This window comes from Pseudomonas sp. 21615526 (genome assembly GCF_013386245.1).
In the GTDB taxonomy this organism is placed as follows: domain Bacteria; phylum Pseudomonadota; class Gammaproteobacteria; order Pseudomonadales; family Pseudomonadaceae; genus Aquipseudomonas.
Genome location: NZ_JACAOM010000077.1, coordinates 1 through 11,056, shown reverse-complemented (window position 1 = coordinate 11,056; position 11,056 = coordinate 1). Strand labels below are relative to the sequence as shown.

11 protein-coding genes are annotated in these 11,056 nt (G+C 61.2%); 5 read left to right on the top strand and 6 right to left on the bottom strand.

The window, feature by feature from the left end; genetic code table 11:
* Positions 1–85: 85 nt before the first annotated feature.
* Both HX786_RS22015 and HX786_RS22010 read left to right on the top strand, forming a co-directional pair.
* Complete coding sequence (locus HX786_RS22015) at positions 86–703, top strand: TPM domain-containing protein (RefSeq protein WP_003209147.1); 618 nt, start codon at positions 86–88, stop codon at positions 701–703.
* Positions 704–744: 41 nt separating this feature from the next.
* Complete coding sequence (locus HX786_RS22010; RefSeq protein WP_003209145.1) at positions 745–1,962, top strand: SAM-dependent methyltransferase; 1,218 nt, start codon at positions 745–747, stop codon at positions 1,960–1,962.
* Between the two features lie 109 nt (positions 1,963–2,071).
* Here the strand turns inward: HX786_RS22010 and HX786_RS22005 are convergent, their stop codons facing one another.
* On the bottom strand, positions 2,072–2,971 hold the full coding sequence (locus HX786_RS22005; protein ID WP_003209142.1) for a DMT family transporter: 900 nt from the start codon (positions 2,969–2,971) through the stop codon (positions 2,072–2,074).
* 324 nt (positions 2,972–3,295) lie between these two features.
* On the opposite strand from HX786_RS22005, the gene HX786_RS22000 reads away from it, so the two are divergent.
* Positions 3,296–3,877, top strand: a complete 582-nt coding sequence (locus tag HX786_RS22000; RefSeq protein ID WP_008430897.1) for a DJ-1/PfpI family protein — start codon at positions 3,296–3,298, stop codon at positions 3,875–3,877.
* A gap of 16 nt (positions 3,878–3,893) precedes the next feature.
* Positions 3,894–4,211 carry a ribbon-helix-helix domain-containing protein gene (locus tag HX786_RS21995; RefSeq protein WP_003209138.1) on the top strand — a complete coding sequence of 106 codons (318 nt, stop codon included), beginning with the start codon at positions 3,894–3,896 and terminating at the stop codon, positions 4,209–4,211.
* Between the two features lie 105 nt (positions 4,212–4,316).
* Here the strand turns inward: HX786_RS21995 and HX786_RS21990 are convergent, their stop codons facing one another.
* The 5 genes from HX786_RS21990 to HX786_RS21970 form a co-directional block, all read right to left on the bottom strand.
* The gene (locus HX786_RS21990) at positions 4,317–6,875 is read right to left on the bottom strand and encodes a TonB-dependent receptor (RefSeq protein WP_003209136.1); all 2,559 of its coding nucleotides are present in this window, start codon (positions 6,873–6,875) and stop codon (positions 4,317–4,319) included.
* A 128-nt stretch (positions 6,876–7,003) separates the two neighbouring features.
* A complete protein-coding gene (locus HX786_RS21985) occupies positions 7,004–7,972 on the bottom strand; it encodes a FecR domain-containing protein (RefSeq protein ID WP_178912585.1) in 969 nt (322 codons plus the stop codon).
* Positions 7,969–8,508 carry an RNA polymerase sigma factor gene (locus tag HX786_RS21980; RefSeq protein WP_087692632.1) on the bottom strand — a complete coding sequence of 180 codons (540 nt, stop codon included), beginning with the start codon at positions 8,506–8,508 and terminating at the stop codon, positions 7,969–7,971. Before HX786_RS21980 ends, HX786_RS21985 begins: the two co-directional genes overlap by 4 nt.
* 206 nt (positions 8,509–8,714) lie before the next feature.
* On the bottom strand, positions 8,715–9,602 hold the full coding sequence (locus HX786_RS21975) for a dihydrodipicolinate synthase family protein (protein ID WP_178912584.1): 888 nt from the start codon (positions 9,600–9,602) through the stop codon (positions 8,715–8,717).
* 27 nt (positions 9,603–9,629) lie between these two features.
* Positions 9,630–10,412: an aldolase gene (locus tag HX786_RS21970; protein WP_003209128.1), complete on the bottom strand. Its 783-nt coding sequence runs from the start codon at positions 10,410–10,412 to the stop codon at positions 9,630–9,632.
* A gap of 104 nt (positions 10,413–10,516) precedes the next feature.
* Between HX786_RS21970 and HX786_RS21965 the strand changes: the two genes are divergently transcribed.
* The coding region (locus tag HX786_RS21965) for a helix-turn-helix domain-containing protein (protein ID WP_003209127.1) at positions 10,517–11,056 on the top strand (540 nt) is incomplete at its 3' end.

Below are 11,056 nucleotides of genomic sequence, written 5' to 3'. Positions count from 1 at the left end.
GGCTTCAGGGGCGGCGGCGGTGGTTTTGGCGGCGGTGGCGCCTCGGGCGGCTGGTAATGACAATAACTAGAGAGCATCAACAACCATGGCATTACTGAGTCAACACGAGCAACGCCAGGTCGCCGAGGCGATCGCCCGGGTCGAGCAACAGACCGACGCCGAACTGGTGACCGTGCTCGCGGCCCGCGCCGACGACTACGCCTACATCCCGCTGTTGTGGGCGAGCCTGCTGGCGCTGGTGGTGCCGGGGATCATCCACTACCTGTCGGGCTGGTTGACCATGTACACCTTGCTGCTGGCGCAGTGGGGCACGTTCGTCGTGCTGTGCCTGGTGTTCCGTTTGCCCAGGGTCACCACGCGACTGATCCCGCGCTCGGTGCGCCATTGGCGCGCGTCCAACCTGGCACGGCGGCAGTTTCTCGAGCAGCACCTGCACCACACGCTGGGCAGCACCGGGGTGCTGATTTTTGTCAGTGAGGCCGAGCGGTATGTGGAAATCCTGGTGGACAAGGGGATATCCAGTCGCCTGGATGACAGCAGTTGGGATGCGATCGTCAAGGACTTCACCCGCCAGGTGAAGCAAGGCCAGACGTTGGCCGGGTTTGTGGCGTGTATTGAGGCTTGCGGGGAATTGCTCAGGGAGCACGTTCCGGTGACCCACGCACGCAATGAGCTGCCGAATCGGTTGGTGGTGTTGGAGTAGTGTAAAATTCCCGGCATTCCCTGCCCGAGGCGTTTTTGTTCATGTCTGCCACCGCTAAACCTGCCAGCCCCGCGCCGGATCATCACGCGCAGTTCCTCGAACTGCTGAGCGCGAGCCTTGAGCAAAACGCCTTTATCAAGCTGGTGCTGGCCAAGTACGTCGGCACCGAGCCTGATCTTCAGAAGCTGATCATCAAGCAGCTGACGGTCAAGGATCAGCCTTGCCTGTCCTTCGTCTATCGCTACAAGACCCGCGACATCACCAAGAACTTCTCCCTGGCCGACGGCGTGGCGGCAATTGCCGAGTTGTTGCCGGCGGCGTTCAAGAATGCGCACCTGCTGTCGGTGACCGACGAAGCCCAGCTGGAATACAGCAAGAAAAACAAAAGCTCACTGTTCAAAAGCAAGCCGCAGCAACTGCGCGAAGCGCCGTCTGCCGAGCACAACCGCGAGAAGAATCGCTTCCTGGACCTGACCCGGCCCTTCCTCGCCGACCTTGGTGTGACCAACGCCAAACACGAGCTGATCCCGGCGATGTCGCGCAAGTGGAAGCAGATCAACAAATTCATCGAAGTATTCAGCCATGCGCTGACCACCTCGCCGCTGAAGCTGGACCAGCCGGTGCGGGTCGCGGACTTTGGTTCGGGCAAGGGTTACCTGACGTTTGCCATCCACGACTACCTGCGCAACACCCTCAACGCCGAGGGCGAAGTCACCGGCGTGGAGCTGCGCGAAGACATGGTGACCCTGTGCAACAACGCCGCCGCCCGCCTGGACCACCCGGGGCTGGTGTTCAAGTGCGGGGATGTGCGCAGCGTCGCGCCCAGCGAGCTGGACGTGATGATCGCCCTGCATGCCTGCGACATCGCCACCGACTACGCGATTCACACCGGCATCCGCTCCGGTGCGTCGATCATCATGTGCTCGCCGTGCTGCCACAAGCAGATTCGCCTGCAGATCCAGAGCCCGGCGCTGCTCAAGCCGATGCTGCAATACGGCCTGCACCTGGGCCAGCAGGCGGAAATGGTCACCGACAGTTTGCGCGCGTTGTTCCTTGAGGCGTGCGGCTATGAGACCAAGGTGTTTGAGTTCATCTCGTTGGAGCACACCAACAAGAACAAGATGATCCTGGCGGTGAAGCGTGCCGAGCCGGTGGACAACGCTCAACTCCTGGAGAAAATCCAGGAGCTCAAGGCGTTCTACAACATCACCGAACATTGCCTGGAAACCCTGCTGCGGGCGGACGGTTACCTCGCCTGAGTACGACGCAAATCAAAAGTGTGGGAGCGGGCTTGCTCGCGAAAGCGGTGTGTCAGTCACCTGATGTATCAACTGACCCACCGCATTCGCGAGCAAGCCCGCTCCCACATTAGATCGCGCTAGCCTTGGGAGCTGGCGCAGGCTTCACGCTGGTCTTGCGCCCCAACATCACCGTCACAATCACCCCGCAGGCAAACAGCCAGGTAATCGGCTCGATGTGTTCACCAAAAAACAGCGCCGAAAACGCGATGGTGAAAAAGATCTGCAACAGCTGAATCTGGCTGACCCGGGCGATGCCACCCATGGCGAGCCCGGCGTACCACGCAAAGAACCCCAGGAACTGCGAAAACAACGAGACATAACCAAACGCCCACCAAGTGCGCATGGAAATCGGCCCTTCGTGTTGCAGCGCCAGGTAGGCCACCGGCCCGATCAATACCGGCGTCGACAGCACCAGCGCCCAGCAGATTACCTGCCAGCCGCCCATCTCCTTGGCCAACCGGCCGCCTTCCGCATAACCCAGGCCACCCACGGCAATCGCGCCGAGCATCAACAGGTCGCCCGCCTGGATGCTGCCGGCCCCGGTGATCAACGCATAACTCAGCACCAGCGCACTGCCCAGCGCCGCGCAGGCCCAGAAGGCCTTCGACGGACGTTCATGGGACAGCCACGCCGCATACAGCGCCACGCACAGCGGCTGCAACCCGTTGACCAGCGCGCCATGGGACGCGGGCAAGGTTTGCATGGCCCAGGCCGACAATACCGGGAAACCCAGGATCACCCCGGCAATCACCAGCGTCAGCCCGCGCACCTGGCGCCAGGTGGGCCAGCGCTCGCGACGCCACAGCAACAAAGCCGCCGCCGGCACCGCCGCAAACAACGCCCGGCCCAGGCCATTGAGCAACGGGTGGATTTCCTGCACCACGATACGGGTGAAGGGCAGGGTGAGGCTGAAGATGACGACGCCCAGCAGGCCGAGGGCCATGCCGGTATTTTCGCGGGAGCTCATGGAAGGAACCAGAATCGAATGGGCCGGAAGTGGATGTTCATCTAGCCACAAAGCCCCGCAAGCACGGGCTTACAGCTGGGTGCAGATTGAGCCGTACAGTTTTGAACGGGCGACTCGGTTCATGTGGGAGCTGTCGAGCCTTGGCGAGGCTGCGATGGGATCAACGCAGTTTACCTGTCAGGCCGAGGTGTCTGCATCGCGGGCAAGCCCGGCTCCCACACAAGCCGGGGTGCTGATGTAGTAGCGGGCCATTACCCGGATCAAGCCTGCGGGTCTATCTTGGCTACTCCTATCTGCCCAACCGTTCAACCGGAGGAATGTCCCATGGCCGCGAAAAAAATCCTGATGCTGGTCGGCGATTACGTCGAAGACTATGAAGTGATGGTGCCGTTCCAGGCGCTGCTGATGGTGGGGCATACCGTGCACGCGGTGTGCCCTGACAAGGCTGCCGGCCAGACCGTGCGCACGGCGATCCACGACTTCGAAGGCGACCAGACCTACAGCGAAAAGCCCGGGCACCTGTTCGCCCTGAATGCGGATTTTGCCAAGGTGAACGCCGCCGACTACGACGCGCTGCTGGTGCCGGGTGGCCGTGCCCCTGAGTACCTGCGGCTGAACGAAAAGGTCCTGCAACTGGTCAAGGATTTCGATCAGGCTGGCAAACCCATCGCTGCCGTGTGCCATGGCGCTCAACTGCTGGCGGCTGCCGGGATCCTGGAAGGCCGAGAGTGCAGCGCCTACCCGGCGTGCGGGCCGGAGGTACGACTGGCGGGCGGTACGTTCATCGATATCCCGGTGACCGACAGCCACGTTCAAGGCAATCTGGTGACGGCCCCGGCGTGGCCGGCGCACCCAAGCTGGCTCGCGGGTTTCCTCGGCCTGCTGGGCACCAAAATCACCCTGTAAAGCGGAGGTCATCGCCATGTGCGAACTGTACGTCAAGGCCGACCCGATTCTGTACGAATCCCGCTCGCGCTCCCTGCGCATCTGCGGCGTGGTGACCACCGTGCGCCTGGAAAACCAGTTCTGGGACATCCTCAGCGAGATCGCCGAGGTGGATGGCATGACCACCAATCAACTGATCGCCAAGCTGTATGAAGAAGTGATGGATTACCGCGGCGAAGTGGTGAATTTTGCTTCGTTCTTGCGGGTGAGTTGCACGCGGTATTTGAGCAAGCAGCGGGTTCACGCCCCAGAGCTCAGCCTTGTGAATACAAGAAATGGCGCGCAGAAGATCTGAATGTGGGAGCGGGCTTGCTCGCGAAGGCGGTGTGTCAGGTAACTCATGTACCGACTGATCCAGCGCTTTCGCGAGCAAGCCCGCTCCCACATTGATTAGGTGGGGTCAGAAGAACCGCGTCACACTGATCTTCGCATCCCGGCCCTTGGTGTAGGCGCGGTCGCCGCTCAGGGCCGGTCGGAAGTTGTTGTTGAACAGGTTGTCTACGGTGAAGTTCACCTCGGTACCCTTGAGGTAAGCCTGTTGCGGCTTCCAGCTGGCGAAGAGGCCCTGGGTGTTGTAGCGCTTGTTGCCGTACTGGTCGTAGAACAGGTCGCCGATGCTGGTGCCCGGGCCGCCGGAATACTTGTCGCTCGGCAGGCGGCTGGTGGCGCCGATGAACTGCCCTTGCCAGCCTACCCGCATATCCAGGCTCGGGATCTTGGTGCCGAGCACCACCACCCATTTGGTTGGCGGAATGTCCCGCGCCCAGACGTCCGGCCCCCACGGGTTGGTGTAGGCGCCTTCATGTTTACCGGTGGTGTAGGCGAACGATACCGAGCCGAACACGTAGGTGGAGTCATAGAAACTCTCGGCCTCGAAACCCTTGATGGTCATGCCGCCGATGTTGCGGTAGTTGGACATCGCGCCCGGCGGGCAGGCGCTGGAAATCGTCCCGCCGTTGACCGCCTGGTTCTGGCAGCCCACGCCTGTGGCCTTGAAGATTTCGTCCTCGACCTTGTTGTGGAACAGCGTGGTACGCAGTTGCAGGTTGTCGCCGTGGGCGAACACATCGGCGAAGCTGGTGACGTTGCCCAGGGTGATGGAGGTGATGCGCTCCGGGTCCAGGTCCAGGCTGGTGGCGGTGCGGCTGCCCAGGCCCTGGACTTCATACTGCTCGTCGATCACTGGCGCACGCCAGGTGCGGCTCCAGTTGGCAAACATCGCCACGTTCGGGGTGATGGTCCAGTACGCCGCCAGGCGTGGCGACCAGCCGGTGTAAGTGCGGTCGCTGTAGTCATGGCCGATGGCCGGGTCCGGGTTGCTGTAGTACGGCGCGTCATTGGCCTCGCCGCGGTTGCGCACATGGTCATAGCGCATCGACGGAGTAATGGTCACATCGCCCAGCGTCACCGCGTCCTGGATAAAGAAGCTGTTGGTGTCGACCTTGCCATGGGGCATGAAGCCCGGCTGGAAGTGCCCGTAGTTGTATTTCGGGGTGTTGTAGGTGGCGCCGGGCATCCACATTTCGGTTTCCCGGGTGTGCTTGCGGATTTGCACGCCGGTGGTCACCGCGTGCTGCAACGCACCGGTGGAAAACAGGCTGACGTTGCGTACGTCGAGGTTCTTGTCGTTATAGGAGGTGTCCATCTTGCGCCCGCCGGTGGCCAACTGGAAAAACGCCGTGGCGTCGCGCTCGTCGGTCTGGTCGGTATTGGATTCGGAGTACTTGATGGTCAAGTCCACCAGCGGGTTATTCATCGGCTGGTATTCGTACTTGCCGGACCAGGTGGTGTCGACGGTATTGCGGTTGGCCAGGAAGCGTTTCAGCGCGGCTTCGTAGCCATAGCGGTCGATGTTGGCCTGGGTCGGCGGCGTCGGGTAGCTGGCGGCAGAGAAGGGCGTCCAGCGCTGGCTGTTGGAGCGCGAATACGACAGGCCCAGGCTTTGCTCATCGGTGAAGTGAGCATTGAACTTGAACAGTTTGCCGTCCACATTCTGGGCGCTGTTGGGCAGGCGCTTGGGGTTGATCGGGTACTGGTTGTTGTCGTTGGGCAGGGTGGCGGCCAGTTTCATGTCGCCGCCGTCGCGCTGGGTCAGGTAGGCCAGCGCGTCGAAGCGGCCATCATCGGTTCGCCCGTAAACGGCACTGCTGTAGACCTGCTCATGGTCGTTGCTGGAGTAGCCGTATTTGAGCATGGCACCGCTGTTGCGCCCGTCCTTGAGCAGGTCCGGGGCATCCTTGGTGGTCATGTTGACCGTACCGCCAAAGCCGCCGTTGCCGCTGAAGGGCGAGTTGGGGCCTTTCTCCACTTCGATGCTCTTGATCAGCTCGGGCTCGATAAACACAGTGCCCTGCTGGTAGCGCTCAAAACCGCTTTTGGTGGCGCCATCGACGGTCAGCGGCACGTCTTCGGCGTCGCCGAAACCACGGATGTTGATGGTCTGGCCACCGGGCTTCAGCGAGCCGCCCTGGCTGATGCCGGGCAAGGTTTGCAGCAGGCTGGGAATGTTGTTGGACTGGTAGCGGTCGATGTCCGCCTGGGTCAGGGTGGAACGGCCGACGGTGGTGGAGTCGACCTCGTTGCCGGTGCCGATCACGCTCAGGGCGTCGAGCTGGATCGCGCTGCTGTTGGTGGTCTTGCCCTCTTCGGGGCGTACCACGTAAGTGCTGCCGACCTTGAGCAATACGAACTCGCCGTCCTTGAGCAGGGTGCGAATCGCCACTTCCGGTGTGAAGTCGCCATTGAGGGCTGGCGCCTGGATATTTTTCAGCAGCGCTTCATCGAACAGCAGCTGGATTTTCGCCTGCTGCGCCACCTGGCTCAGGGACGTGGCCAGGGACTGGGCCGGCAGTTGCAGCTTGAACGACTCGGCCTGGGCACTCAGGCTGAAGGCCAGGCAGGCGGCAATGGCGGTGGGTCGAAGAAACAGGTGCTGAACGTGGCAAGGCGCGCGAAACATGAAATCCCCCGGAGTAGCCAAATGGCCAGAAAGGTGTGCGTATCAAACGCAGACCCGAGGAAGACGCGGCAGGAAAAATAATCCTCACATGCGAATGCAAAATATTCTCAAATAAGAATTCCGCGGGGCTATTTGCGCGGTTCGATCCTGATATTGCCGTCGGCCAGGGCCACGGTTTTCACCGGCAATAGCGCCGGCAGGGCGTTGAGCAGGGCGTCCGGATCATTCACGTCCAGATTGCCCGAGACCTTCAGTTGCGCCACCGCGCTGTCCACCAGCAACGGCGCCTGGGGCCGGTACAGGCTCAACTCGTCCATCAGGCTAGCCAGCTCGCGATTACGAAACGACACGTGGCCGCCGCGCCAATCGGCGACCTCGCCGGCAGTGAGGGTTTGCTGCTGCAGCGTGCCCTTGGCATAACTGAACGTAGCGCGCTGATCGGCGCCGAGCAGGGTGGCCGGCAGCCTGGTATCCGGATCGAACGCCACTTGCCCATGGGCCACGCTGACCACCAGTTGCTGCTTGCTGCGCCGCACATCGAAGCCGGTGCCGACCACCCGCACATTGGCTTCACCGGCCTGCACGAACAGCGGACGCTCCTTGTCGGGCGCCACCTCGATATACAACTGGCCCTGATCCAGATGCACGATGCGCTGGTGACTGTTGAAGTCCACCCGCAGGCGCGTATTGGCGTTGACGTACAAGGTGCTGCCGTCAGGCAAATGCATGGTGCGCATTCCTTTGGCATGGGCCGCGACCTGGGCGTGGAACAGCTCGCGCGGGGCGCCGATGTTGCTCGCCAGCACGGCACACACCAGGGCGGCAGCCACCGCCAGGGCCGGGCGCCACACGGGTGGTTTGCGCACGGGCAGCGGTGTCGGTTTGTTCAGTTGCTGCAACTGGGCCAGGTCGGCCCACAGCTGTTCGAATTCCGCATAGGCGCGGGCATGGGCCGGCTCGGACTGCCAGGCGGCAAACGCCTTGCGGTCGGCGCGACCGGCGTCATTGCGGTTGCGCGCAAACCAGCTGGCGGCCTGGGCATCGATGGAGTCGCTGGCCTCGATGTCACAGGTGTCGATGTCGCTCAGGCGGGTCATTCTGGCTGCTCCTTGCCCTGTTCTTGTTGAAGTCGCTGCTTGCAATGCAGCAAGGCAAAAGCGATGTGCTTTTCCACCATGCTGACCGAAACGCCCATGCGCTCGGCGATCTGCGCCTGGCTCAAGCCTTCGAAGCGGTGCAGCATAAGGGCTTCTCGTCTTCTCGGCGAGAGTTCAGAGAGGACTTCTTTCAACTGTTCCAGGCGTTGCAGGCGTTGCGCGGCGGCCATGGGATCGTCTCGCGAGTCGCTGACAGGTTCGGCATCCAGTTCGGCCTGTTGCTGGTGGACGGTGTGCCGCACCTTTTGTTTGCGCCAGTGATCGCGCAGCAGATTGCGCGCCATCTGGAACAGAAACGCCCGTGGCTGCTCGACCTGAGCCCGGTCGCGGTAGTCCAGCCATTGGGTGAAGACATCCTGGGTCATGTCTGCCGCGTCGCTGGCGTTGTCCGTGCGTTTACGCAGGAAATGCAGGATATCTGCATAAAACCCGCGAAAGGCATCGGCCGACAGCGGGTCGGGCTTGGGACGAGACATGGATATCCTTCTTGACGAAGCACGACGTGGAAAAGTCGCGAATGATATCGAGAATTATTGTCATTTGTCTCTATTGAAAATCCAAGGTTGGATGCGGAATAAATGTGGGAGCGGGCTTGCTCGCGAATGCGGTGAGTCAGTCGACCTATTAATTGACTGACCCACTGCCTTCGCGAGCAAGCCCGCTCCCACATTTGGATCGCGTTTCAGCGCAACAGGGTCAGTAGTTCTTGCAACTGAACACGGCCTGCCTCAGCCAGCGGGAACACCGGCAGCCGTGGATCCCCCGACTCCAGGCCCGTCAGCCGCAAACCGGCCTTGATCGTCGCCGGCAAGCCACCTTTGAGGATGAAATCCAGCAACGGCAACTGGCGATAAAACAGCTCCCGCGCTTTCTCCAGGTCATTGGCCAAAACGGCTTCATACAAATCCAGGTTGAGCTGAGGAATCAGATTCGGCGCCGCCGTGCACCAACCTTTCGCGCTCGCCGCAAACGCCTCCAGCGCCAGCGGATTGCAGCCGTTGTAGAACGGCACCTGGCCCTCGCTGCGCCGGTGCAATTGGTGCATGCGCTGAATATCCCCGGTGCTTTCCTTGACCATGGTCACGTTGTCGACGCTGTTGACGATGCGCAGGATCAAGTCCACCGACATGTCGGTGCCACTGGTGGCCGGGTTGTTGTAGAGCATGATCGGCACGCCGATGCTGTCGCCAATGGCCGCATAGTGGGCGAGGATTTCCGCCTCGCTGAGTTTCCAGTACGAGGCCGGCAATACCATTACCACGTCCGCGCCGTGGGCCTCGGCAAACTGCGCGCGACGCACGGCCTTGGCGGTGGTCAGGTCGGAGACGCTGACGATGGTCGGCACACGCTTGCCCACCTTCTGGATGCTGTAGGCGGCGACTTCATCCCACTCTGCATCACTGAGATAGGCGCCTTCGCCGGTGCTGCCCAACGGTGCGACAGCGTGCACGCCGCTGTCGATCAGGCGGTCGATCGAAAGGCCCAGGGCGTCGAGGTCAAGGCGCTGGCCGTCCGTGCTGAACGGGGTGATGGTGTAGCCGATAATGCCGTGAATAGAAGGGCTGGACATGGAAAGGTCTCCGGTCGAAAAAGGGTTTCAGTTCAGGCAATCGGCGTGTTGGCGCAGGTTCTGCCGAGCGTAGTAGTTGAACGCGGCGCCGTGGCGCTTGGGCTTGGAAATCCAGTCATGGGCTTCGCGGCCCAGTTCCGGCAGGATCGGCTTGATCGTGCCGGCGGCCATCGCCAGCAGCTGCAACTTGGCCGCGCGTTCGATCAACTGCGCGATCACACAGGCTTCCTCGATGCTCGCCCCAGTGGACAATTGGCCGTGGTGGGAAAGCAGAATCGCGCGTTTATCCCCCAGGGCAGCGGTGATGATTTCACCTTCTTCGTTGCCCACCGGCACCCCGGGCCAGGCTTCGAGGAATGCGCAATCTTCGTACAACGGGCAGAGGTCCATGTGGGACACCTGCAACGGCACTTCCAGCATCGACAACGCAGCGATGTGGGTCGGGTGAGTGTGGATGATGCAGTTCACGTCCGGGCGACCGCGGTACACCCAGCTGTGAAAACGGTTGGCCGGGTTGGGCATGCCATGGCCTTCCAGCACCTCCAGGTCTTCGTTGACCAGCAACAGGTTGCTGGCGGTGATCTCATCAAAACCCAGGCCCAGTTGTTGGGTGTAGTAGGTGCCAGGCGTCGGGCCGCGTGCGGTGATCTGCCCGGCGAGGCCGGAGTCGTGGCCGTTTTCGAACAGGATCCGGCAGGTCAGCGCCAGCTTTTGCCGGTCGGTCCACGTATTATCCGCCAGGGTGTTTTGCATCTGGGTCAGCGCCTGCTTGACCAGCTGGTCTTTCGGGAGTGCTAATGTCTTGGCCATATCAGTGTCCTTGTTCGTCGCAAATGACACTAAAGAGACTATATGACACAAAGTGTCATTAGCAAGCATTCATCATCGCCTCTTTAATGGATTAACCGCTGCGCATGTCTATCCGTTTGAAAATATTGAGAAAAAAACTTGGTGTGACGTTGGAGTCGCTCGCGGAAAAATCCGGGATGACCAAGAGTTACCTGTCGAAAGTCGAACGCGGGTTGAATACGCCGTCGATTGCGGCGGCGCTGAAACTGGCCAAGGCGTTGAATGTGAAGGTCGAAGAATTGTTCAGCGAGGACAATGTCAGCCTCGACAGCTACAGCCTGGTGCGCAGCCACGAACGGCAGGCGTTGTCGGGCACCGATGCATCACCGGGTTACGCGGTGCTGGCGCATCAGGTCAGTGAGCGTAGTTTGTTGCCGTTCATCATTTACCCGCCGGCGGAGTTCACCGACAAGACCTTCAAGGAACATTTGGGGGAGGAGTTTTTGTTTGTGCATGAAGGTCAGGTTGAGGTGGATTTCATGAGTGAGCGGGTGGTGTTGAATCGGGGGGATGCGTTGCATTTCAATGCGCAGAAGCCGCATCGGATTCGGTCGGTGGGGGAGGTTCAGGCTCAGCTTTTGGTGGTGGTGCATAGTGCTGAGGGG

Bases quoted from the DNA above. Each gene is read 5' to 3' on its own strand.
- HX786_RS22015 (WP_003209147.1), top strand. From the start codon at position 86: ATGGCATTACTGAGTCAACACGAGCAACGCCAGGTCGCCGAGGCGATC.
- HX786_RS22010 (WP_003209145.1), top strand. From the start codon at position 745: ATGTCTGCCACCGCTAAACCTGCCAGCCCCGCGCCGGATCATCACGCG.
- HX786_RS22005 (WP_003209142.1), bottom strand. From the start codon at position 2,971: ATGAGCTCCCGCGAAAATACCGGCATGGCCCTCGGCCTGCTGGGCGTC.
- HX786_RS22000 (WP_008430897.1), top strand. From the start codon at position 3,296: ATGGCCGCGAAAAAAATCCTGATGCTGGTCGGCGATTACGTCGAAGAC.
- HX786_RS21995 (WP_003209138.1), top strand. From the start codon at position 3,894: ATGTGCGAACTGTACGTCAAGGCCGACCCGATTCTGTACGAATCCCGC.
- HX786_RS21990 (WP_003209136.1), bottom strand. From the start codon at position 6,875: ATGTTTCGCGCGCCTTGCCACGTTCAGCACCTGTTTCTTCGACCCACC.
- HX786_RS21985 (WP_178912585.1), bottom strand. From the start codon at position 7,972: ATGACCCGCCTGAGCGACATCGACACCTGTGACATCGAGGCCAGCGAC.
- HX786_RS21980 (WP_087692632.1), bottom strand. From the start codon at position 8,508: ATGTCTCGTCCCAAGCCCGACCCGCTGTCGGCCGATGCCTTTCGCGGG.
- HX786_RS21975 (WP_178912584.1), bottom strand. From the start codon at position 9,602: ATGTCCAGCCCTTCTATTCACGGCATTATCGGCTACACCATCACCCCG.
- HX786_RS21970 (WP_003209128.1), bottom strand. From the start codon at position 10,412: ATGGCCAAGACATTAGCACTCCCGAAAGACCAGCTGGTCAAGCAGGCG.